The sequence below is a fragment of the Pelagovum sp. HNIBRBA483 genome, from assembly GCF_040931995.1.
Lineage (GTDB): Bacteria > Pseudomonadota > Alphaproteobacteria > Rhodobacterales > Rhodobacteraceae > JAEPMR01.
In genome coordinates this window covers 2,140,975-2,163,372 of record NZ_CP162412.1, presented here as the reverse complement: position 1 = coordinate 2,163,372, position 22,398 = coordinate 2,140,975, and the positions used below count along the sequence as shown (strand labels likewise).

The 22,398-nt window shown below is 59.5% G+C and carries 20 protein-coding genes and 1 riboswitch; of the genes, 19 read left to right on the top strand and 1 reads right to left on the bottom strand.

The genetic code is table 11. The annotated features are described in order from the left end of the window. Positions 1-41 precede the first annotated feature (41 nt). From soxX to hemA, 9 genes are all read left to right on the top strand, one after another. Positions 42-512, top strand: a complete 471-nt coding sequence (gene soxX / locus AB1E42_RS10635; RefSeq protein ID WP_368344220.1) for a sulfur oxidation c-type cytochrome SoxX — start codon at positions 42-44, stop codon at positions 510-512. Positions 513-541: 29 nt separating this feature from the next. Then, positions 542-958, top strand: a complete 417-nt coding sequence (gene soxY, locus AB1E42_RS10630; protein WP_368344219.1) for a thiosulfate oxidation carrier protein SoxY — start codon at positions 542-544, stop codon at positions 956-958. 19 nt (positions 959-977) lie between these two features. After that, positions 978-1,307, top strand: a complete 330-nt coding sequence (gene soxZ, locus AB1E42_RS10625) for a thiosulfate oxidation carrier complex protein SoxZ (RefSeq protein ID WP_368344218.1) — start codon at positions 978-980, stop codon at positions 1,305-1,307. A gap of 26 nt (positions 1,308-1,333) precedes the next feature. Continuing rightward, the gene (soxA, locus tag AB1E42_RS10620; protein WP_368344217.1) at positions 1,334-2,191 is read left to right on the top strand and encodes a sulfur oxidation c-type cytochrome SoxA; all 858 of its coding nucleotides are present in this window, start codon (positions 1,334-1,336) and stop codon (positions 2,189-2,191) included. 84 nt (positions 2,192-2,275) lie between these two features. Continuing rightward, on the top strand, positions 2,276-3,979 hold the full coding sequence (gene soxB, locus AB1E42_RS10615) for a thiosulfohydrolase SoxB (protein WP_368344216.1): 1,704 nt from the start codon (positions 2,276-2,278) through the stop codon (positions 3,977-3,979). A gap of 19 nt (positions 3,980-3,998) precedes the next feature. After that, complete coding sequence (gene soxC / locus AB1E42_RS10610; RefSeq protein WP_368344215.1) at positions 3,999-5,264, top strand: sulfite dehydrogenase; 1,266 nt, start codon at positions 3,999-4,001, stop codon at positions 5,262-5,264. Further along, the gene (locus AB1E42_RS10605; protein WP_368344214.1) at positions 5,248-6,510 is read left to right on the top strand and encodes a c-type cytochrome; all 1,263 of its coding nucleotides are present in this window, start codon (positions 5,248-5,250) and stop codon (positions 6,508-6,510) included. Before soxC ends, AB1E42_RS10605 begins: the two co-directional genes overlap by 17 nt. Before the next feature lie 104 nt (positions 6,511-6,614). Beyond that, complete coding sequence (locus tag AB1E42_RS10600; RefSeq protein ID WP_368344213.1) at positions 6,615-7,055, top strand: DUF302 domain-containing protein; 441 nt, start codon at positions 6,615-6,617, stop codon at positions 7,053-7,055. Positions 7,056-7,063: 8 nt separating this feature from the next. Beyond that, positions 7,064-8,281: a 5-aminolevulinate synthase gene (gene hemA, locus AB1E42_RS10595; RefSeq protein ID WP_368344212.1), complete on the top strand. Its 1,218-nt coding sequence runs from the start codon at positions 7,064-7,066 to the stop codon at positions 8,279-8,281. Positions 8,282-8,338: 57 nt separating this feature from the next. On the opposite strand, the gene AB1E42_RS10590 is transcribed toward hemA, so the two are convergent. After that, a complete protein-coding gene (locus tag AB1E42_RS10590) occupies positions 8,339-9,247 on the bottom strand; it encodes an MBL fold metallo-hydrolase (protein WP_368344211.1) in 909 nt (302 codons plus the stop codon). Between the two features lie 143 nt (positions 9,248-9,390). Continuing rightward, positions 9,391-9,476: riboswitch (glycine riboswitch) on the top strand. A 148-nt stretch (positions 9,477-9,624) separates the two neighbouring features. On the opposite strand from AB1E42_RS10590, the gene gcvT reads away from it, so the two are divergent. From gcvT to AB1E42_RS10540, 10 genes are all read left to right on the top strand, one after another. After that, the gene (gene gcvT, locus AB1E42_RS10585; protein WP_368344210.1) at positions 9,625-10,758 is read left to right on the top strand and encodes a glycine cleavage system aminomethyltransferase GcvT; all 1,134 of its coding nucleotides are present in this window, start codon (positions 9,625-9,627) and stop codon (positions 10,756-10,758) included. 20 nt (positions 10,759-10,778) lie between these two features. After that, entirely contained in the window at positions 10,779-11,138 is a 360-nt protein-coding gene (gene gcvH / locus AB1E42_RS10580) for a glycine cleavage system protein GcvH (protein WP_368344209.1), read from the top strand. Positions 11,139-11,222: 84 nt separating this feature from the next. Beyond that, entirely contained in the window at positions 11,223-14,072 is a 2,850-nt protein-coding gene (gcvP, locus tag AB1E42_RS10575) for an aminomethyl-transferring glycine dehydrogenase (RefSeq protein WP_368344208.1), read from the top strand. 128 nt (positions 14,073-14,200) lie between these two features. After that, entirely contained in the window at positions 14,201-15,295 is a 1,095-nt protein-coding gene (locus AB1E42_RS10570; protein ID WP_368346412.1) for a carboxynorspermidine decarboxylase, read from the top strand. A gap of 36 nt (positions 15,296-15,331) precedes the next feature. Continuing rightward, complete coding sequence (locus AB1E42_RS10565; protein WP_368344207.1) at positions 15,332-16,570, top strand: saccharopine dehydrogenase family protein; 1,239 nt, start codon at positions 15,332-15,334, stop codon at positions 16,568-16,570. A 78-nt stretch (positions 16,571-16,648) separates the two neighbouring features. Next, on the top strand, positions 16,649-17,536 hold the full coding sequence (locus AB1E42_RS10560) for a LysR family transcriptional regulator (protein WP_368344206.1): 888 nt from the start codon (positions 16,649-16,651) through the stop codon (positions 17,534-17,536). Positions 17,537-17,613: 77 nt separating this feature from the next. Then, the gene (locus tag AB1E42_RS10555) at positions 17,614-19,065 is read left to right on the top strand and encodes an aldehyde dehydrogenase family protein (protein WP_368344205.1); all 1,452 of its coding nucleotides are present in this window, start codon (positions 17,614-17,616) and stop codon (positions 19,063-19,065) included. Next, complete coding sequence (locus tag AB1E42_RS10550; RefSeq protein WP_368344204.1) at positions 19,062-20,042, top strand: membrane dipeptidase; 981 nt, start codon at positions 19,062-19,064, stop codon at positions 20,040-20,042. The genes AB1E42_RS10555 and AB1E42_RS10550 overlap by 4 nt, the downstream gene beginning before the upstream one ends. After that, the gene (locus AB1E42_RS10545) at positions 20,042-21,745 is read left to right on the top strand and encodes a hypothetical protein (protein ID WP_368344203.1); all 1,704 of its coding nucleotides are present in this window, start codon (positions 20,042-20,044) and stop codon (positions 21,743-21,745) included. The genes AB1E42_RS10550 and AB1E42_RS10545 overlap by 1 nt, the downstream gene beginning before the upstream one ends. Further along, positions 21,746-22,396 (top strand): DUF3726 domain-containing protein, encoded by a 651-nt coding sequence (locus tag AB1E42_RS10540; protein ID WP_368344202.1) that lies wholly within the window; start codon positions 21,746-21,748, stop codon positions 22,394-22,396. It begins immediately after the preceding gene. Positions 22,397-22,398 lie beyond the last annotated feature (2 nt).

Genomic DNA, 22,398 nt, shown 5'->3' with positions numbered 1-22,398 from the left:
ATGCACAAATATGAATAAGATGGGATCTCCAGGGAGGGCAAATGAAACGCACTATCCAATTTGTAGCAGGGCTGGCCATCACGGCGACAGCAGCTGTTGCCGAGGTCGCGCCGGGCGACGTCGTTTTTGGTGATTACGGCGAGGTCGTCGAGTCGCTCACCGGTGTCGCTGGCGATCCCGAAGCAGGGCGCGCGGTAATGAACAAGGGTTCAGGCAACTGCGTCGCCTGTCATCAGGTGACAGAGCTTCTGGAAGTGTTCCCCTTCCACGGTGAGGTTGGCCCCTCGCTTGACTATGTTGGCGAACGTTGGACCGAGGCAGACCTGCGCGGCATCCTCGTCAACGCGAAGAACGTGTTCCCCGATACGATGATGCCGGCTTTTTACAAGGTCGACGGGTTCAACCGGCTTGGCGACGGCTTCACCGGCAAAGCATTGGAAGGGCCGGCCTCGCCGCTCCTGACCGCACAGCAAATCGAAGATGTTATCGCCTACCTCATGACGTTGCAGTGAGCTGGGCCAAGGATTGAGAAGGAGAAGTCATGACTTTTACTCGTAGGGATACCCTGCTGATGGCGATGGGAACGGCCGCTGCCGCCATCCTGCCATTTCGTGCATCCGCTGCCGCAGAAGACGCGATTTCCGCGTTCACTGGCGGCGCCGAGGCAGGCGAGGGCGGCATCACGCTGACCGCTCCTGAAATCGCCGAAAACGGGAACTCGGTGCCGGTGTCTGCCGTAGCGCCGGGCGCAGTTGCGATTGCACTCTTCGCAATGGGCAACCCGACACCCGATGTGGCGACGTTCTCGTTCGGCCCGCTGGCCGCAACGCAATTGGCGTCCACTCGCATTCGTCTGGCGGGTACGCAAAATGTTGTGGCCGTCGCCCGCATGGCGGACGGCAGCTATGTGAGGGCTTCGCAAGAAGTCAAAGTGACCATCGGCGGCTGCGGCGGCTGATTAAAGGAGGATATGGAAAATGGCAGATAACGTTACCCCCCGCGTCCGTGTCCCCCGCAGCGCTGCTGCTGGTGAGACGATTACCATCAAGTCAATGATTTCGCACCCGATGGAGTCGGGCCAGCGCAAAGACAGCGATGGCAACCCGATCCCGCGGTCGATCATCAACCGCTTTACATGCGCGTTCAACGGACAGTCCGTGATTGAAGTGGCTCTCGAGCCGGCAATCTCCACCAACCCGTTCTTTGAGTTCGAGGCCTTGGTCCCTGAGGCCGGAACCTTCGAGTTCACTTGGTACGATGATGACGGCTCGGTCTACACCGAATCCAAGGACATCGCGCTCGCTTGATCGCGGCGGCAACGGGAGGAAGACAAATGACAAAAGCACTTCTGAAAGGTGCGATTTATGCAGCAGCGCTGGGCGGTTTCGCCCAGTTCGCCGCCGCCGATGAAGATGCCAGCCTCGTCATCAATGGCGAACTTGAGATCGTCACCGAAGCGCCCGCTCCGGCCCATCTCGATGGTGCCTTGCGGACGATATATTCTGGCTGGGTCTTCCGGTCGGACGAGACACAAACCATGCAGATGGACGACTTCGACAACCCCGGCATGATCTTCGTCGAGGAAGCGATGGTCGCATGGAACACGCCTGAAGGCACCGAAGGCAAATCCTGCGCAGATTGTCATGGTGACGCTGAGGACAGCATGCGCGAAGTCCGCGCCGTCTATCCGAAGTGGAACGACGATGCTGGTGAACTGCGCACCCTGCAAATGCAGATCAATGCCTGCCGCACCGAGCAGATGGGCGCTGATGCACTGAAGACCGACGCTGGCGCCATGCTCAGCATGGAAGCCTATATCTCCGCAGTGGGCCGCGGCACGATCGTTAATGTAGCGATCGACGGCCCCGTGCAGGAGATTTGGGAGCAAGGGCGCGACCTGTACTATGAGCGGACCGGACAGCTGGATCTGAGCTGTGCTAACTGCCACGAGCAGAACTACGGCAACCTGATCCGTGCGGACCACCTCAGCCAAGGTCAGATCAACGGTTTCCCGACCTACCGCCTGAAAAACGCAAAGCTGAACGGTGTTCAGGGCCGCTTCAAAGGCTGCGTGCGGGATACGATGGCCGAGACTTATAGCCCCGGTAGCCCCGAATTCGTGGCGCTTGAGCTATATGTCGCATCGCGTGGCAATGGTCTTTCCGTCGAAGGTCCGTCCGTCAGAAACTAAAGCTAGAGGCTCACACTGGGATCTCCGGTGTGAGCTTTTCTTTACCTTAAAATATTCAAAAAACAGAATGCGAAGGGTCAGACGATGATTTCGAGGCGAGACTTTCTGCAAGTGAGTATGGCAGCATCGGCTCTTGTCGGGGCGTCCGGTTTCGGAAATTGGTCCCGGCTTGCGGCGCAGCAGGCTCTGACACAAGACCAGCTTTTGCAGTTTGATACGTTCGGCAATGTCTCCTTGATCCATGTGACGGATATTCACGCGCAGATGAAGCCGATCTGGTTCCGTGAACCGGAGATCAATCTGGGCGTCGGTGGGAACAAGGGCGCAGTGCCGCATATTACCGGCGCTGATTTCCGCCGCGCCTATGGCATCGCTGATAACAGCCCCAGCCATTATGCGCTGACCTATGACGATTTCACGTCGCTGGGCCGCGCCTATGGCAAGATGGGCGGGCTTGACCGTGTGGCGACCGTGATCAACGCAATCCGCGCTGACCGCCCCGATGCGATTTTGCTCGATGGTGGCGACACATGGCACGGCTCCTACACCTGCTACCAGACCGAAGGGCAGGATATGGTCAACGTGATGAACGCGCTGAAGCCCGACGCGATGACCTTCCACTGGGAATTTACGCTCGGTCAGGATCGCGTCCGCGATATCGTCGGTGATCTGCCGTTCAAAGCACTCGGCCAGAATATCTTTGATGCCATGTGGGATGAGCCCGCGCCCGAGTTTGAACCCTATACATGGTTCGAACGTGGCGGCGCAAAGATCGCCGTGATCGGGCAGGCTTTCCCCTATATGCCCATCGCCAACCCAGGTTGGATGTTCCCTGACTTCTCCTTCGGTATTCGCGATCAACGCATGCAGGAGATGGTCGATGAAGTGCGCGCGCAAGGCGCGGACCTTGTCGTCGTACTGTCGCATAACGGCTTCGACGTGGACAAGAAGATGGCCACGAAAGTGACCGGCATTGATGTCATCCTTTCGGGCCACACCCATGATGCCATTCCAGAGCCTGTTTTGTCTGGCGATACGCTGATCGTCGCCTCCGGCTCCAACGGCAAATTCGTCAGCCGCGTTGATCTCGACGTGCGCGATGGCCGCCTGATGGGCTTCCGTCACAAGCTGATCCCGATCTTTGCAGATGTGATTGCGCCGGATGCCTCCGTCTCCGCTCTGATTGATGAGCAGCGCGCGCCCTATGAGGCCGCGTTGAACGAAGTGATCGGCAAGACCGACGATGAGACGCTCCTTTACCGTCGCGGCAATTTCAACGGCTCGTGGGACGATCTGATCTGCGACGCGCTGCTCTCCGAGCGGGATGCGCAGATTGCCATGTCGCCCGGCGTCCGCTGGGGACCGTCGATCATGCCGGGGCAGGATATCACCCGCGAGGATATCTGGAACGTTACATCGATGACCTACCCCAAGGCGTATCGCACCGAAATGACCGGCGAATTCATCAAGGTCATCATGGAAGATGTTGCCGACAATATCTTCAACCCGGATCCCTATTACCAGCAGGGCGGGGACATGGTGCGCTTGGGCGGTCTAGGCTACCGCGTCGATGTCAGCAAACCCATTGGCGAGCGCATTTCGGATGTCACGCTCCTCGCAACAGGCGAGGCGCTGGATGACGCGAAATCCTATGTCGTCGCCGGTTGGGCCAGTGTCAACGAGGGCACCGAAGGCCCCGATATCTGGGATGTCGTGGAAAGCCACATTCGTAAATTGGGCACCGTTTCTGTCGGCACCAACACCTCTGTTCAGGTGACTGGGAACTGACGGTTTGAAGGGAACGAAAATGGATATTAAATTCAAAGGAACCAAACCTTCGCGCCGCGCCTTTCTCTCCGGGGCACTCGCCGCAGGTGGCGCCGCTGCCAACGCCGGCGTGGTGAAGGCGCAGGAAGCAGTCATCACCGAAAAGCAGCCTTGGAGCCAATACCTTGGCGAAGGGGTTGATGCGTTTCCTTATGGCTCTCCGAGCAAGCACGAAGCACATGTGGTGCGCCGCAGCGTCGAATGGTTGACTGCCGATCCGATCTCCTCGGTCAACTTCACACCGTTGCACGAACTGGACGGCATTATCACGCCCAACGGTCTGTGCTTTGAGCGGCACCACGGCGGTATCGCCGAGGTCGAGCCTGCCGATCACCGGATCATGATCAACGGTCTGGTCGACAAGCCACTGGTATTCACCATGCAAGACCTCATGCGGTACCCGCGTGAGAACCACGTCTATTTCCTCGAATGCGCGGCCAATAGCGGCATGGAGTGGGCAGGTGCCCAGCTGAACGGATGCCAGTTCACGCACGGCATGATCCATAACGTCATGTATACCGGCGTTCCGCTGCGCCTGTTGCTTGAGGAAGCTGGCGTCAAAGCCAATGGTAAATGGATCATGGTCGAGGGTGCGGATGCATCTGGCATGAACCGCTCCATCCCGATGGAAAAAGCGCTCGATGACTGCCTTGTCGCGTTCAAGATGAACGGCGAAGCGCTGCGCCCGGAGCAAGGCTACCCCGTGCGCCTCGTCGTTCCCGGCTGGGAAGGCAATATGTGGATCAAATGGCTCCGTCGCATCGAAGTGGGCGATCAGCCGTGGCACGCGCGCGAAGAAACGTCGAAATACACCGATCTTTTCGAAAACGGTCAAGCCCGTCGCTTCACTTGGGAGATGGACGCAAAATCCGTCATCACCAACCCCAGCCCGCAAGCGCCGCTGACCCACCGCAAGGGCTGGACAGTTCTCACTGGCGTCGCATGGTCCGGTCGCGGGACAATCCCCCGCGTGGATGTGACTCTGGACGGTGGCAAGAACTGGCATCAGGCCCGTATGTCCGGCCCGAGCATGAACAAGTCCATGCACCGCTTCTATTACGAATTTGAATGGGACGGTTCACCGCTGCTTTTGCAGAGCCGCGCACATGACTCAACGGGCTATGTGCAGCCCACGAAGAACGAGCTGCGCGCCATTCGGGGTGAAAACTCGATCTACCACAACAACGGTATCCAAACCTGGTACGTCAACGAACAAGGGATCGCCGAAAATGTCGAAATTTCTTAAAATTTTCGCACCCGCCGCAGCAGGCGCAGCCTCGGTTCTGACACTGGCCTATGTTCTGGCCGATCAATTTGTCGTCGATCTTCCCGCGCCGCTGCGTGATGCCGTCGCTGTGCAGCCGGCTCAGGCACAGGATGCCGCGCCGGCGGCAGAGCCAACACCTGTGGCAGAAGCGCCTGTCGTGCAGGTTGCTGCGTTTGCCGAGGCCTCGGTACCGAGCATTCCGGGGGGGTATGGTCTGGGGCGCGAGGCGCATCCTGCTGAAATCGCCGCATGGGATATCGATGTCCGCCCCGACGGGCAGGGCCTTCCGGCTGGTGAAGGAGATGTCTGGACTGGTGAAGAAGTATTCGTCGAGAAATGCGCCGTCTGTCACGGTGATTTCGGCGAGGCAGTTGGCCGCTGGCCGGTGCTCGCAGGCGGGTGGAATACCCTTGAGGACGCCGATCCGGTGAAAACCATCGGCTCCTATTGGCCCTACCTTTCGACCGTTTATGACTACGTCAACAGGGCGATGCCCTTTGGCTATGCCCAGTCGCTTGAGCCAGATGAGATCTACGCGATCACCGCATACCTCCTGTATCTGAACAACCTCGTCGAAGACGACTTCGTGCTGAACAACGAGAACTTCACCGAAATGCGCTTACCGAACGAGGAAAATTTCTATCTCGACGACCGGCTTGAAACAGAATTCCCTGTTTTCGTGCGACCGGAAATTTGCATGGAAAACTGCAAAGAGACAGTCGAAATCACCATGCGCGCAACCGTGCTGGACGTGACGCCGGAAGAAGACGGCACCGAAGAGGCCGCCGTCCCCGCCGTTGAAGAAGCCAGCGCCGCTGAGGAACTGCCTGCCACGGAAGGCGCGACCGAGACAACAGAAGCGGCAGCTGACGCTGAAGTCGCGGTTGCAGCGGTTGATCCCGCCCTCGTGGAAAAGGGCGAAGGTGTCTTCCGCAAGTGCTCGGCATGTCACCAAGTGGGTGAGGGCGCTACAAACCGCTCCGGCCCGCAACTGAACGGGCTCATGGGCCGCACTATCGGTGGCGTCGACGGTTTCCGCTACTCGGGCGTTTTCGCGGATGCCCAAGCGGCGGGCGAAGTATGGAACCACGAAAACCTTTCGGCATTCCTTGCCGATCCGCGCGGTGCGATGTCTGGGACCAAAATGACCTTCCGTGGGCTTGGCTCACAGGATGATATCGACGCCGTGATCGCCTACCTCACCAGTGTTGGAGGCGATCTATAACCGACTCCTCCGGGCCGGTCCTGCCCGTGATCTGATCCAGATCAAAGTAGGACCGGCCGAAATGCCCGAAAAGAGGCCGGCGGACAGACCAACGGGAGACATGAATGTTCAGAATTCTGACAGCGGCAGCTTGCACGGTCGGATTGGGCGTTTCCATCGCTCAGGCCGACAGTCATGCGGTCACTTATCCCTATGGCGGCTCTTTTGAGGATGCCACTTTCAATATCGAAACCGCCATAGTCGATCGCGGTTTGGTGGTTGATTGGGTCAGCCATGTCGGTGAAATGCTGAATCGCACAGCAGAGGTCGTGGGCAGCGATGTGGTGATCTTTGATCAGGCGGATATTTTCATGTTCTGCTCGGCAAGCCTGTCGCGCAAGATGATGGAAGCCGATCCTTATAACATCGCCCATTGCCCTTATGGCGTGTTCGCATTCGAGCGTGAGGGCAATGTCGAGGTCGGCTATCGGGTAATGCCGGAAGGACCGATGAAAGAGGTCGAAGCCCTGCTCGACGCAATTGCCCGCGAAGCGGTAGAGTTCTAGGGGGAACGATGGATTATCAAGCCTTTTTCCGTGCGCGTCTGGATGAGTTGAGAGACGAGGGGAACTACCGCGTCTTTGCGGATCTGGAGCGTCATCGCGGGGCGTTCCCTAAGGCGCAAAATCACGATGCCGGCGGCGATGTGACCATCTGGTGCTCGAACGATTACCTCGGCATGGGGCAGCACCCCGATGTGCTGGCGGCAATGCATGATGCCATTGATCGCGTCGGCGCTGGTGCTGGCGGTACGCGCAACATCTCCGGCACGACCCATCATCATGTTTTGCTCGAGCGCGAATTGGCCGACCTGCACGGGAAGGAAGCCGCGCTTCTGTTCACTTCCGGTTATGTGTCGAACTGGGCTGCGCTGAGCACGCTGGGCGCCAAGATACCCGGCATGGTGATCCTCTCGGACTCGCTCAATCATGCCTCAATGATCGAAGGCATCCGCCATTCAAAAGCGCAGCGCATCATATGGAAGCACAATGATCTCGCCGATCTTGAGCGCCACCTTGCGGCGCTGCCTCTTGAACAGCCAAAGATGATCGCGTTCGAGAGCGTCTATTCGATGGATGGCGACATCGCACCGATCAAAGAGATCTGCGATCTGGCGGATAAATACAACGCGATGACCTATCTCGATGAGGTGCATGCCGTGGGCATGTATGGCCCGCGCGGGGCAGGGATCGCTGAGCGCGAGGGGTTGATGGATCGCCTCACCGTCATCGAGGGTACGCTTGGCAAAGCCTTTGGCGTGGTCGGCGGCTATATCGCGGCCTCTGCCGAACTTGTGGATTTCGTGCGTTCATTCGCCAGCGGCTTTATTTTTACCACGGCGCTTCCTCCCGCCGTGGCCGCTGGCGCATGTGCGTCGATCCGCCATCTGAAGGCATCCGCGAGCGAGCGCGATCTCCAGAAACAGCGCGTCAACGAAGTGCGCGCCGCGCTCGATGACATGGGCATCCCCCATATCGAAAATCCCAGCCACATCATTCCGGTCATGGTCGGTGATCCGGTGAAGTGCAAATATATCTCGGATGTGCTGATGCGCGATTACGGCATCTACATCCAACCGATCAACTACCCGACCGTTCCCAAAGGGACCGAGCGTCTGCGGATCACGCCATCACCCGTTCACACGGAGGCGGATATCGGCAAGCTTGTCGCTGCGCTGGGTGAGTTGTGGGCGCAGTGCGAATTGGCCCGCCAGCCACTCGCGGCGCAGTAGGCTACCAAGATATTTGACGGATTGGGAAACCCGGCGATGTGATCGCCGGGTTTTCTCTTAGGCGGGGACGAAGCGGAAGGTGTCGCCCGTGCGTTCAGCGCGTCCAATTCCGGGGAAGGGCAGATGATAGCCGATGATCCCTTGCCCGCTATCCGCCAGTTCGTTCATCAGCGCCACGCGCGTTGCAGCACCTACCTCGCCGTCATGGTCGGAGGCAGAGGTCCAGTCTGGCCGTTCGAAGGCCAGATGATGATTGCCAATCGCATCGCCCACGATGAGGAGGCTCTCGCCCCCTTGCGCAATCTGGAAAGACATATGCCCGGGCGTGTGTCCGTAAGTCGCTTTCGCCGTCACGCCGGGGAGGATTTCCTCCCCATCTTCGAATGTGGTGAGCCGGTCCTCCACCGCGCCAAGATAGCGGATCGCACCGCCAACAAAGGCAAGCCGTTCGGGGCTGATTGTGTCTGGCGTCGTTGGGTCGAGCCAGTAGTCGCGCTCGACCTGCCCGATACGATATTCTGCCTCGGGGAACAGGAGATCGTCGAAGTCATCCAAAACGCCCCACAAATGGTCGGGATGCGCATGGGTGAAGATCACATCGGTGATCTCCTCAGGGTAAACGCCCAGCGCGTCGAGCGCATCGAGCAACTTGCCTGCTGACGGCATGAAATTCGCCCCCGCGCCAACGTCGAACATCACTTTCCGGTCGCCCACCTGCAACAGCGTGACGTTGCAGTCTGGCGTGAGTTGTTCGGCGCTAAGACCGTAGCCGTCGAGAATCGGTTGCACCTCTGCTTCGCTATGGCTGCCGAGCGCGAAACTCTTCGGCAAAACGAGATTGCCATCGCTGAGCGTGTCGATCTGCATTTCGCCAATCATCGCTTGGGCATGCGCGCGCAGGCCCAAAAGCGATCCCGCAGCCGTTGCAGAGCTGCTCCATAGGAATTGTCGTCTCGTCAGGCGCATTGCTTCCTCCCATCATTATATTCATATTTTAGATTATATCTTTCGTCCCGACAAAGCAATCACGCTGATGGTGCATCGGTTTCGATGTATCCCGTCGCATGCAAAAACATCTTGCGACATCACTCCCGAATACCGTAGACAGGCAGCACATCACGGGAGAACTGGTTTACCAGTGCCGAAGGAGCAAGCGCCCCGGCAAACTCTCAGGCACAAGGACCGTGATGTGCGTAAGACTCTGGAGAGAGGCGCATTTGCGTCCGCCGAAGGGATAACGATCTCAGGCGAAAGGACAGAGGGGGCATCAACGTTCGGACGATTCCGTCCGAGAATGATGCCGAGCGATTCCGTCATGCGCTTGGCCCGTCACAGGAGGTGGCATGACTGATCTGAAGCGAACGTCCCTGTTCGATATGCATGGTGAACTTGGCGCGAAGATGGTGCCATTCGCCGGTTACGAAATGCCCGTGCAATACCCGATGGGGGTCATGCAGGAGCATAATTTCACCCGTGAGAAGGCCGGCCTCTTTGATGTGAGCCATATGGGGCAGGTGATCCTGCGCCCGCTTGAGGGCGGCACCGTTTCGGATGTGGCGCTCGCGCTGGAAAGCCTCGTTCCCGTGGACATCCTCGGCCTTAAAGAAGGCCGCCAGCGCTATGCGCTGTTCACCAATGACGATGGTGGCATCCTCGATGACCTGATGGTTGCCAATCGCGGCGATCACCTGTTCCTCGTTGTCAATGCCGCCTGCAAAGAGCAGGACATTGCCCATCTGCAGGCGCATATCGGTGCGCAATGCGTGGTCGAGGAGATCACAGACCGCGCGCTGGTTGCCTTGCAAGGCCCGTCGGCAGAGGCCGCGCTTGCCTCCCTCGTTCCCGCCGCGGCGGAGATGCGTTTTATGGATGTGGCGGTGGTTGATAGCAGCTTCGGTGCGCTCTGGATCTCCCGTTCCGGCTATACCGGTGAGGACGGTTACGAAATTTCGGTGCAGCAAGATCAGGCCGAGGCCTTCTGCAAAGCGCTCTTGGCGCGGGACGACGTGGCCCCAATCGGCCTTGGCGCGCGGGATAGCCTGCGGCTGGAGGCGGGCCTGTGCCTCTACGGCTCCGATCTTGACCAAACCACCAGCCCCGTCGAAGCTTCCCTGAATTGGGCCATGCAAAAAGCCCGCCGCGCGGGCGGCGCGCGCGAAGGCGGCTTCCCCGGTGCAGCCCGCATCCTTGCCGAACTTTCTAATGGTGCTGCACGCCAGCGCGTAGGCCTCTTGCCCGAAGGCCGCGCCCCAATGCGGGCCGGTACCAACCTCTATGACGCCGCCGAAGGTGGCGCGGAAGTTGGAGAGATTACTTCCGGCGCATTCGGCCCCACAATCGCCCGCCCGATGTCGATGGCCTATGTGCAGACGGCTTTTGCCGCGCTAGGAACAGAGCTGTGGGGTGAAGTGCGGGGGAAACGCCTTCCCGTCACGGTCGCGGAAATGCCATTCCGCCCGTCAACATATAAACGTTAAGTCCAACAGGAGACCCTCCGATGAAATACACCGAAGAACACGAATGGCTCCGCGTCGAGGATGATCTCGTCGTTGTCGGCATCACCGAACACGCCAGCGAGCAATTGGGCGATATTGTCTTTGTCGAGCTTCCCGACGAAGGCACGACCGTCTCCAAGGATGACGAAGTCGTGGTGATCGAAAGCGTCAAGGCCGCATCCGATATCCTCGCCCCGATTGACGGCGAGATCGTGGAAGTGAACACGGCGCTCGACGACAATCCTGCCCTCGTGAACGAAGACCCGCTCGGCAATGGCTGGTTCTTCAAGATGAAGGTCGGAGACCTGTCGCCGCTCGACGATATGATGGACGAAGCCGGCTACAAGGATTTCATCGGCTGATCCGCGGATCTGCCGTTCTTGACCGCAAAACATCGGATGGCGCGGCCGCGCGCCATCTTTTCCCCCGACACCAGTGAGGCCCCCATGCCATTCGCGCCAACGGACTACCTTCCCTACGATTTTGCCAACCGCCGCCATATCGGCCCGTCGCCTGAGGAAATGACCGAGATGCTGTCGGTCATCGGCGTTGACAGTCTCGATGCCCTGATCGACGAAACGGTGCCCGCCGCGATCCGTCAGGCAGAGCCGCTCGATTTCGGCAAGCCAAAGTCGGAAGGGGAATTGCTGCATTTCCTGACCCAAACGGCCAAGAAGAACACCGTGCTGACCTCGCTGATCGGGCAGGGCTACTACGGCACCGTCACGCCGCCAGCGATCCAGCGCAACATCCTTGAAAACCCCGCTTGGTACACCGCCTACACGCCGTACCAGCCGGAGATCAGCCAAGGCCGCCTTGAGGCACTGCTGAACTACCAGACAATGATCACCGATCTGACAGGGCTGGAGATCGCCAACGCCTCGCTGCTGGACGAAGCCACCGCCGCAGCCGAAGCGATGACAATGGCGCAGCGCGTCGCGAAGTCGAAAGCCAAGGCGTTCTTCGTCGATCAGGATTGCCACCCGCAAAACATCGAAGTGATCCGCACCCGTGCGGAGCCGCTCGGCATCGAGATCATCGTCGGCAACCCAGACGACATGGATGCCAGCGCCGTATTTGGCGCTGTGTTCCAGTATCCGGGCACCCATGGCCATGTGCGTGACTTCACCGACCATATCGCGCGGCTGCACGAGGCAAAGGCCATCGGCATCGTGATCGCGGACCCGCTTGCACTGACGCTCCTCAAAGAGCCGGCCGAAATGGGCGCCGATATTGCCGTCGGCTCCACGCAACGCTTCGGCGTGCCGCTTGGCTATGGTGGCCCGCACGCTGCCTATTTCGCCTGCAAGGACGCCTACAAGCGCTCCATGCCGGGCCGGATTGTTGGCGTTTCGGTCGATAGCCACGGCCACAAGGCCTATCGCCTGTCCCTCCAGACCCGCGAGCAGCATATCCGCCGCGAGAAAGCCACGTCGAACGTCTGCACCGCGCAGGCGCTCTTGGCGGTGATGGCGTCGATGTATGCGGTGTTCCACGGGCCAAAGGGCCTGAAAGCCATCGCGCAGCGTATCCACCGCAAGACCGTGCGTCTCGTTGAGGGGCTGGAAAAGGCAGGCTTCAAGGTCGAGCCGGAGGTATTCTTCGATACGATCACCGTCGAGGTTGGCCCACTTCAGGGCGCGGTAATGCAACTCGCTGTCGAAAATGGCGTCAATCTGCGCAAGGTCGGCACAACAAAAGTTGGCATCAGCCTCGATGAGCGCACCCGCCGCCGCACGATCGAGAGCGTCTGGCGCGCCTTCGGTATCGACCGCAAGGATGACGACCTGACCCACCGTTATCGCGTGCCGGATGCACTGCATCGGAGATCGGATTACCTGACCCATCCGATCTTCCACATGAACCGCGCCGAAACCGAGATGATGCGCTACATGCGCCGCCTCTCGGACCGCGACCTTGCGCTCGACCGCGCGATGATCCCGCTCGGCTCCTGCACGATGAAGCTCAACGCCGCTGTTGAGATGATGCCGATTACTTGGCCCGAGTTTGCCTTCATGCATCCGTTCGCGCCAGTGGATCAGGCGGCTGGCTACCAAGACATGATCGCGGACCTCTCCGAGAAGCTCTGCGTCGCCACCGGCTATGACGCGATGTCGATGCAGCCGAACTCTGGCGCGCAGGGGGAATACGCCGGTCTGTTGACGATCATGGCCTATCATCGCGCCAACGGTGACGATCAGCGCCGTATCTGCCTGATCCCCGTTTCCGCTCACGGCACCAACCCTGCCTCGGCACAGATGTGCGGCATGGATGTTGTGGTCGTCAAATCGGCGGAGAACGGCGATATCGATGTGGCAGACTTCCGCGCCAAGGCCGAGGCCGCAGGCGATAAGCTTGCCGCTTGCATGATCACCTATCCCTCCACCCACGGCGTGTTCGAGGAAACCGTCCGCGAGGTTTGCGAGATCACCCATGAATTTGGTGGGCAGGTCTATATCGATGGTGCCAACCTCAATGCTATGGTCGGCCTCGCCCGCCCGGGTGATGTGGGCGGCGATGTCAGCCATCTCAACCTGCACAAGACCTTTGCTATCCCGCATGGCGGTGGTGGCCCCGGCATGGGGCCGATTGGGGTGAAATCCCACCTTGCGCCCTATCTGCCTGGTCACCCTGAAACCGGCGGCAGCGAGGGGCCGGTGAGTGCTGCGCCTTGGGGCTCGGCCTCGATCCTCCTGATCTCGTGGGCCTATGTGCTCCTGATGGGGGGTAAGGGGCTCACTCAGGCGACGAAAGTGGCAATCCTGAATGCCAACTACATCGCCAAGCGGCTTGAGGGCGCCTATGACGTGCTGTTCAAAGGCTCCAAGGGCCGCGTCGCGCATGAGTGCATTCTCGATACACGCCCCTTTGCCGACAGTGCGCATGTGACTGTCGATGACATCGCCAAGCGCTTGATCGACAACGGGTTCCATGCGCCGACGATGAGCTGGCCCGTTGCCGGTACGCTGATGGTGGAGCCGACGGAGAGCGAAACCAAGGCCGAGCTGGACCGCTTCTGCGATGCGATGCTCGCCATCCGTGACGAGATCGCCAAGGTTGAATCCGGTGATTGGCCGCAGGACAACAACCCGCTCTGCAATGCGCCGCACACGGTTGAGGACTTGGTCAGCGAATGGGATCGCCCCTACACCCGCGAAGAAGCCTGCTTCCCGCGTGGGTCGTTCCGCGTCGATAAATATTGGGCGCCGGTCAATCGGGTAGACAACGTCTATGGCGACCGCAACCTGATCTGCACCTGTCCGCCGCTCGAAGAGTATCTCGACGCAGCGGAATAAACTCCTCGCGCCATCCCGCCGTCATAGCGGGGTGGCGCCGGACGGCGCAAAAAACCATTGTCTGACAGCGGCAAACCCCTTATTGGGGCGGTTCCATTTTCACGTCCTTTCTCTGCGGGGGGAACATGATCCAGACGCCTTACTACCTGATCGACAAGTCGCGTTTGCTTCCGAACATGGAAAAGATCGCCCATCTGCGGGAGGCCTCCGGCGCCAAGGCGCTTCTGGCGCTCAAGTGCTTTGCCACATGGTCCGTGTTCGACCTGATGCGCGAGTATATGGACGGCACGACGTCCTCCTCGCTTTACGAGGTCCGCCTCGGGCGGGAGAAATTCGGCGGCGAAACCCATGCCTATTCCGTGGCCTATGCGGATCACGAGATTGCCGAGGTTCTGACTCACTCGGATAAGGTCATTTTCAATACAATCGGCCAGCTTGACCGCTTCGAGACTGCCAGCCGCGACCACATTCGCGGTCTGCGCGTCAATCCGGGTGTCTCGACCAGTGGCTTCGATCTGGCCGACCCGTCGCGCCCGTTTTCCCGGCTTGGCGAGCATGATCCGGCAGCAATCGAGGCGGTTCTGGACCGTGTTTCGGGCTTCATGTTCCACAACAATTGTGAGAACGCCGATTTTGAGCGGTTTGACGAAATGCTGACGCTGATCGAAGAGCGTTTCGGCCACCTGATCCGCCGCGTCTCTTGGGTGTCGCTCGGCGGGGGCATCCATTTCACCGGCGCCGACTACCCGCTCGAAAAGCTGGCCGAACGGCTCAAGCGTTTCGCAGGTGAAAATGAGGTGCAGGTCTACCTTGAGCCGGGTGAAGCGGCGATCACCAACTCGACCACGCTCGAGGTGACGGTTCTCGACACGCTCTATAACGGCAAGAACCTCGCCATCGTCGACAGCAGCATTGAGGCGCATATGCTGGACCTGCTGATCTATCGTGAAAGCGCGAAGATGCACCCGAACGCAGGGCCGGAAGAGTGGATGATCTGCGGCAAATCCTGCCTCGCGGGCGATATTTTTGGTGAATTCCGCTTCCCCGCGCCAATCAATGCAGGGGACAGGTTGTCCATTCAGGATGCCGCCGGTTACACTATGGTCAAGAAGAACTGGTTCAACGGTGTGAAAATGCCGTCGATCGCCATTCGCGAGCTCGACGGGACAGAACGACTGGTCAAGGAATTTGGCTACGAGGATTTCGCGGCCGCGCTGTCGTGAACGAACCCCATTCATAATACGGAGGGTATCGGGGAAATGAAACGCAACGTGCTTATCATCGGCGCTGGTGGCGTCGCTCAGGTCGTGGCGCATAAATGTGCGCAGAACAATGATGTTCTAGGCGACCTGCATATTGCCAGCCGGACGGTTTCGAAATGTGAGGCGATCATCGCTTCCGTGCACGAAAAATCCGCCATGAAGCAGGAGGGCGTTTTCAAAGCCCATGAACTGGATGCCAAAGACGTCCCCGCGACCGCCGCGTTGATCCGCGAAACCGGCGCGCAGATCGTCATTAACGTTGGCACTGCGTTCGTGAACATGTCTGTGCTGGAAGCCTGTCTCGAAACCGGTGCGGCCTATATCGACACTGCGATCCACGAGGAGCCGGATAAAATCTGCGAAACCCCGCCGTGGTATGGCAACTACGAGTGGAAGCGCCGCGACCGGTGCGCCGAAAAGGGCGTAACAGCGATCCTCGGCGCGGGCTTCGATCCGGGCGTCGTGAACGCCTTCGCCCGCTTCGCGATTGATGAGTTCATGGATGAGGTCAAATCGATCGACATCGTGGACATCAATGCAGGCTCGCACGGCAAATACTTCGCGACCAACTTCGACCCAGAGATTAACTTCCGCGAATTCACCGGCGTCGTCTACTACTGGGAAGACCAGCAGTGGAAAGAAACCACCATGTTCGCCTCTGGCCGCGATTGGGACTTGCCTGTCGTCGGCACACAGCGGGCCTATCAATCCGGCCATGACGAGGTGCATAGCCTCGCCACCAACTACCCCCATGCTGATGTCCGCTTCTGGATGGGTTTTGGCGAACATTACATCAACGTCTTCACCGTGTTGAAGAACATCGGCCTCTTGTCCGAGCAACCCGTCACCACCGCCGAAGGCCAAGAGGTCGTTCCGCTCAAGGTGGTCAAGGCTTGCTTGCCTGATCCGTCCTCGCTGGCACCCAACTACACCGGCAAGACCTGCATCGGTGATCTGGTCAAAGGCGTGAAGGATGGCGAAGAGGTTGAAGTCTTTGTTTACAACGTCGCCGATCACAAGGAAGCCTATAACGAGGTTGGCAGCCAAGGCATCAGTTACACCGCTGGTGTGCCGCCCGTCGCCGCCGCCATGCTGATCGCACAAGGCGACTGGGATACCGGCACGATGGTCAACGTCGAGGAGCTGGACCCGAAGCCGTTCTTCACAATCCTTGACGAAATCGGCCTGCCCACGCGCGTCGAGTTCAAAGGTGAAGATCGCCCCTGGAACGGCTAACCGCCTGACACGCTCTTTACAGCCGACGATAGTTCAGCAAAACTGTCGTCGGCTTTTTCTTTTTGCAGCGTGGCTGAAATGGCAATCAAGCTCGAAATGTTGCGCGTCTTCCGCGCGGTGGTCGATCAAGGCAGCCTCGCGGCGGCAGCCGAGGTGCTGGGGCGCACACCGTCCGCTGTCTCCATGACATTGAAGCAATTCGAGGATCACATCGGCGCGCCTTTGTTTGAGAGCGGCCGCAAGGCGCGGCTTACAGCGCTGGGCACTTCTGTCCACGCGGCGGCGAAGCGGGAGCTGGAGCATTTCGACCGCACGCTCGACATGATCGAGGCGCTCAGTCAGGCAGAAATGGGCCTTGTGCGTCTGGCCGCGACGCCGTCTGTCGCGATGGCGGTTCTGCCGCCTGTTCTGCGGGCCTTCCTTGCCGAGCATCCCCGCGTGCGCATCGAACTGCGGGATATGAACTCCATCGGCGTCCAACAAGCGATGGAGCAGGAGCAGGCCGACATCGGCCTCGCCACCGTTCCGGTCATGCCGGGGTTGGAGCGGCGCCCCTTCATGCAAGACCGTTTTGGCGTGGTGTGCAGGGCAGATCACCCGTTGGCACAGAACTGGGACAGCCTGACATGGGACGACCTGACCGATGTTGACCTGATCACCAATGACCTCTGCGCCCTGATCCGTGACCCATCTTTTGCGCCGCTGCGGGCGCGGGCGCGTATGCATGTCCCGAATACCGCCTCCTTAGTGGCTTTGGTGCGCGAAGGCATCGGCATCACGATCCTGCCGAGGCTCGTCGCGCGCACCAATCTGCGTGATCTGGCGTTCCTTCCGCTCCGCGATATGAGCGAACGGCGCGAGGTGTCGATCATTACCCCACCGCGCGAGGAGATGATCCCTGCCGCCCGCGCTCTGGCCGAACGGATTGAAGCGGCACGGCCGGCGCCCGAAGATCAGAAAATCTGAAATTTTCTAAATAACTTTGCTTTTGCCTGAAATCCCCTGCCGCGATAGGGTCGCTCCAACGCAATGGGAAAGGCAATATGGCGCAAGAATTTAAGAACTACATCGCTGGTGACTGGGTGGCGGGTGATGCCGCAATCGAGAACCGGAACCCCTCTGATTTATCCGATTTGATCGGTCATTTTGCGCAGGCCAGCGCCGCGCAGTTGGACTCCGCGCTGGATGCCGCTCATGCCGCCCAGCGCGAATGGGCCGCCTATCCGCTGGAGCGTAAGCAAAACGTCCTGATGGCGATTGGTAACGAGCTGATGGCGCGGGCCGAGGAACTGGGTACGCTTCTCAGCCGCGAAGAGGGAAAACCCTTTGCCGAAGGCAAGGGCGAGGTGTTCCGCGCCGGTCAGTTCTTCACCTATTACGCGGCCGAAGTGCTCCGCCAGATCGGTGATACGGCAGACAGCGTTCGCCCGGGCGTCGAGATCGACGTGCGCCGCGAGCCGGTGGGCGTCGTCGCTGTGATCAGCCCTTGGAACTTCCCCACCGCCACCGCGAGCTGGAAGATCGCGCCCGCACTGGCGTTTGGTAACGCTGTGATCTGGAAACCGGCCAACCTCACCCCCGCATCGGCCCATGCCCTGACCGAGATCATCTCCCGTCAGGACATCCCAAAGGGACTTTTCAATCTCGTGATGGGGTCGGGTGGTTCGGTCGGTCAGCGCCTTGTCGAAAGCACGGGCGTGAACGCCATTTCCTTCACCGGTTCGGTGCCGGTGGGCAAAGGCATCGCCGCCGCCGCCATCCAGAACCTGACGAAAGTGCAGATGGAGATGGGGTCAAAGAACGCGCTCGCCGTGATGGATGATGCCGATCTCGATCTCGCAGTTGCCCTTGCCTTGGGCGGTGCCTTTGGCGGCACAGGGCAGAAATGCACCGCGTCCTCGCGGCTCGTGGTTCATGAGGGCATCCATGATGCTTTCGTCGATAAACTCGTCGCAGGCGCACAGGCGATGGTCGTCGATCACGCGCTTAAAGACGGCACGCAGATCGGTCCAGTGGTCAGCGAAGGGCAACTTAATGAAAACCTCGCTTGGGTCGAAAAGGGCCGCAGCGAAGGCGCCGAACTCGCCTGCGGCGGCGAACGGCTGAACCGCGACACCGAAGGCTATTACATGTCGCCCGGCGTGTTCCTCAACACCACCAACCAGATGGAGATCAACCGCGAGGAAATGTTCGCGCCGCTGACCTCTGTTATCAAGGTCGGCAGCTATGACGAGGCACTGAGCGTCGTCAACGATACCCGGTTCGGCCTCACCTCCGGGATCGTCACTCAAAGCCTCGCGCGCGCCACGCATTTTCGCCGCAACGCCCGCACCGGCGTCGTCACCGTGAACTTGCCCACCGCAGGCACCGATTATCACGTCCCCTTCGGTGGGCGCGGTGAAAGCAGCTACGGCGCGCGCGAACAGGGCAGCTACGCGGCAGAGTTCTATACCACGGTCAAAACCGCCTATATCAGCGCGGGGACACCGGAATGAGCGCCCACCGCATCGATTGCCTGCAATATGCCAACTGGTCCGAGAAGATCTTCCGCCAGATGCGCGAAGGGGCCGTCGATGCGGTGCATGTGACCATCGCCTATCACGAGAACTTCCGCGAAACCGTGCTCAATATGGAGCAATGGAACCGCTGGTTCGAGCAATACCCCGATCTAATCTGCCAAGCCCGCACCGGCGCGGATGTGCGGCAGGCAAAGCAGGATGGCCGCACGGCAATCATTTTCGGGTTTCAGAACCCAAGCCCGATAGAGGATGATATCGGGTTGGTGGAGATCCTCCACACCCTCGGCGCGCGGTTCATGCAGCTGAGCTACAACAACCAGTCGCTCCTCGCCACAGGCTGCTACGAGGCCGAAGACCCCGGCATCACCCGTATGGGCAAGCAGGTGATCAAAGAGATGAACAGGGTAGGGCTCGTCATCGACATGTCCCACTCGGCAGACCGTTCGACCATCGAGGCAGCGGACATCTCGGAGCGTCCCATCGCGATCACCCATGCCAACCCCCACAGCTGGCACCCCGCGCTGCGCAACAAGAAAGACGACGTCATCCGCGCGGTGACGCAAAACGGCGGTATGATCGGCTTTTCGCTTTACCCGCACCATTTGAAAGACAAGAGCGCCTGCACGCTGGCGAGCTTTTGCCAGATGGTTGCGGATGCGGCCGATAAATTCGGTGTGAAGCATCTAGGCATCGGCTCCGACCTTTGTCAGGATCAGCCTGATACTGTCGTTGAATGGATGCGAGTCGGTCGCTGGACCAAGGAGATTGACTACGGCGAAGGTTCGGCCAGCGCGCCTGGCTTTCCGCCGATGCCCGACTGGTTCAAAGATAACCGCGATTTCGGCAGTATCGAACAAGGCCTTGCCGCAGCAGGCTTCGATGCAACCGAAGTTGCGGCGATTATGGGCGAAAACTGGCTACGCTTCTTTGATGAGAACTTTGGAGCTAAGTGATGAACAATCTGGCGAGAGACAACGTTCGTGAGATCGTCGGTATGCGCGACCCGTCCGAGGTAATGACCCTCGCGCGGCTTGGGTCTATCCACCAGCATCGTTTGTCCTTCATGCGGATTCTTCTGCGCCGCATCGTCGCTGAGAACTGGCGTTTCGAGCGCGGCGCGTTCGAGATCAATGGCAAGGGCGAAGGTCACGCTGTCTACACCCTGCATGGCCCCGCGCATAGTTACTCGCTCATCGCCTTTGCGCATGATTTGCCCGCCGAACAACGCTCCGATCGCGTGATCGCCACCGCTTGGGACGCCACGTTTACCCTGTTTGACGGGGTTCCCACCGCCGAAGACATAAAACGTTTGTCACAGAACGTCCCAAAACAAGAAGCGGGCCGAATTTCCGAAAAAGAACTGAGCCTCTCCCGTGCGAACCGCTCGGTGCGCCTATGGGAGCATGTGGTTGGCCATCTGGCCGCCGGCCGCCAGCCAGATACTGAAATGGTGACCTCCATCGGCTACCTGATGCGCACGACGGCGGTTTATGGCTCCGGCAAGTTCGGTGCCGCAGATCGTACGCAGATCGCTAACCGCCCCGAGTTTGTTGCGCCTTTCCAGGTCGAAATGATGTCCGTCTATCTCACGCGGGTGTTCGTCGGTGATCTGGTCGAACATCTGGCCCGCGTTCGCGCGCCTGATACGGCCGTGCCCCTTGCGCCGGAGTTGCGCCGCCGGCTCGGTATAGGCAATTCAACGGGCCTTGGCATGGCCCCGTTCTTGATCAACCATCCAGCTCTTCTGAACAACTGGATCGCCGCGCGCGAGGAAGCATTGGCCCGTGTCCGTCGCCTCGAAAATGCAAGCACGGACGAAGCCGCCCGCTTTCGCGATCTTGTCGCGCGTGCCGCGCTGAACGTTGCCGATTGGTTCACCACGAGCGATTATCAGCTCGCTAAGCTTTCGGATTTGCGCCTCAACGTTGAAAAAATCGTTGAGGTGATCGACGATGCGAATATCTGGAATTTTGGGCCTTGGGACCGGCTCTATAACTGGGGGTGCGAGAACCTCAGCCTCGAAGGGCAGGAACTCCTCGTTTCCCTGATGTTGGAGCCTTATCCAGCCTTGGTTGATCCGCTGGCCGATTCAATGGCCGCCGATGAAAGCGCGGTCGCCGAGATCGACGGCCGGATGCGGGTGTCCCAGATCTGTCATTTGATCGAGTCCCGCTACGACTGGGCACTGAACGTTGATTGGGACAAAAGATCCGAAACAGCCCGCGCGTGGTACGTCTCTGAAGAAAAGCTCGAACCCCGCCTCGGCGAGCGGTTCGAAGAAGATATCGCTGACTACGAACAACCTTTGGCGCCGGGGCGAGATGTCGCGGCTCTGTATCGGGAACTGCGAAAACATGCGCCTGACGAGCCCGTCGCCGATATACTGCTGCGCCGTCCGGAACACCGCCATGCCGTGCGCCGCGTACAGCTTTTAGCCTCCCATCCATATGCAGAAATCCGTGACAACACGATCAGCCAAGAGATGATGCCGATTGATCTGTTGCGGGCAAAACTGGCCTTTTTTGGTGCTCAACATTTCGATCCGCGTTCGGACCGTTGGTTGCGGATCAACATGTTCCAGAACGCGCCGATGCCGTGGGAGCGTGATCAACTTGCCGCCGATGATTGGTCTTATCCGACGATTGGAAAGCAGTAGATGGACCTGTCCCTTGGTGAGATCGAAGCGCTCGCCCGCAAGGCGGCTCGGGGCGCAGGGTTCAGCTGGGGTGTCGCAGACGAAGCGGCGCGCGATATCCGTTGGCTGGAGCACCACGGATTTTCTGCCGCAGGCGTGCTTGCGGCCCTGTTGATCGATAACGAGGCACCAGACGGAAAAGCACCCCTGCCGCCCAATCTCTTTGGCCAACGCATCCAACCTGCCGAAGACGGGATGTTATGCCCGATCACCACTGCCCGCGCAATTGCTGACCGACCGGCGATTTTTGACAGTCAGATTGATATTGGTCCCATTCAGTGGCCCTTATTGCTCCTGCCCGCGGTCGCGCGAGCGGCCCAAACGCTCGGCCGACCGTTGACCCTTTCTTGGTTCGGTTTTACTGCGGCAGCGCGGCCCAACGGCGATATCGCTTGGTCAGGGCTGCGCCGCCGTGTGTCAAACAGTGACCACGTCAAGATTACGCCAAGTGACGACCCGAGCCTTGTTGATTTGTCAGAACAGGCAAGCCGTTGCGCCGTTTCCTACGATACCTATGAACAACTAAACGCATTTGCGGCCCGCACCTATGCGCCTGCAACAGAGGAAAGCCGCGCCAAAGGCGCTGGCGCTGGAACCACCGATAACGACTAGCG

Coding starts and splice junctions, on each gene's coding strand:
- AB1E42_RS10560 (WP_368344206.1), top strand. CDS start 16,649: ATGGCAATCAAGCTCGAAATGTTGCGCGTCTTCCGCGCGGTGGTCGAT.
- AB1E42_RS10555 (WP_368344205.1), top strand. CDS start 17,614: ATGGCGCAAGAATTTAAGAACTACATCGCTGGTGACTGGGTGGCGGGT.
- soxZ (WP_368344218.1), top strand. CDS start 978: ATGGCAGATAACGTTACCCCCCGCGTCCGTGTCCCCCGCAGCGCTGCT.
- soxY (WP_368344219.1), top strand. CDS start 542: ATGACTTTTACTCGTAGGGATACCCTGCTGATGGCGATGGGAACGGCC.
- soxX (WP_368344220.1), top strand. CDS start 42: ATGAAACGCACTATCCAATTTGTAGCAGGGCTGGCCATCACGGCGACA.
- soxB (WP_368344216.1), top strand. CDS start 2,276: ATGATTTCGAGGCGAGACTTTCTGCAAGTGAGTATGGCAGCATCGGCT.
- AB1E42_RS10545 (WP_368344203.1), top strand. CDS start 20,042: ATGAACAATCTGGCGAGAGACAACGTTCGTGAGATCGTCGGTATGCGC.
- hemA (WP_368344212.1), top strand. CDS start 7,064: ATGGATTATCAAGCCTTTTTCCGTGCGCGTCTGGATGAGTTGAGAGAC.
- AB1E42_RS10600 (WP_368344213.1), top strand. CDS start 6,615: ATGTTCAGAATTCTGACAGCGGCAGCTTGCACGGTCGGATTGGGCGTT.
- AB1E42_RS10565 (WP_368344207.1), top strand. CDS start 15,332: ATGAAACGCAACGTGCTTATCATCGGCGCTGGTGGCGTCGCTCAGGTC.
- AB1E42_RS10550 (WP_368344204.1), top strand. CDS start 19,062: ATGAGCGCCCACCGCATCGATTGCCTGCAATATGCCAACTGGTCCGAG.
- gcvP (WP_368344208.1), top strand. CDS start 11,223: ATGCCATTCGCGCCAACGGACTACCTTCCCTACGATTTTGCCAACCGC.
- gcvH (WP_368344209.1), top strand. CDS start 10,779: ATGAAATACACCGAAGAACACGAATGGCTCCGCGTCGAGGATGATCTC.
- soxA (WP_368344217.1), top strand. CDS start 1,334: ATGACAAAAGCACTTCTGAAAGGTGCGATTTATGCAGCAGCGCTGGGC.
- soxC (WP_368344215.1), top strand. CDS start 3,999: ATGGATATTAAATTCAAAGGAACCAAACCTTCGCGCCGCGCCTTTCTC.
- AB1E42_RS10590 (WP_368344211.1), bottom strand. CDS start 9,247: ATGCGCCTGACGAGACGACAATTCCTATGGAGCAGCTCTGCAACGGCT.
- gcvT (WP_368344210.1), top strand. CDS start 9,625: ATGACTGATCTGAAGCGAACGTCCCTGTTCGATATGCATGGTGAACTT.
- AB1E42_RS10605 (WP_368344214.1), top strand. CDS start 5,248: ATGTCGAAATTTCTTAAAATTTTCGCACCCGCCGCAGCAGGCGCAGCC.
- AB1E42_RS10540 (WP_368344202.1), top strand. CDS start 21,746: ATGGACCTGTCCCTTGGTGAGATCGAAGCGCTCGCCCGCAAGGCGGCT.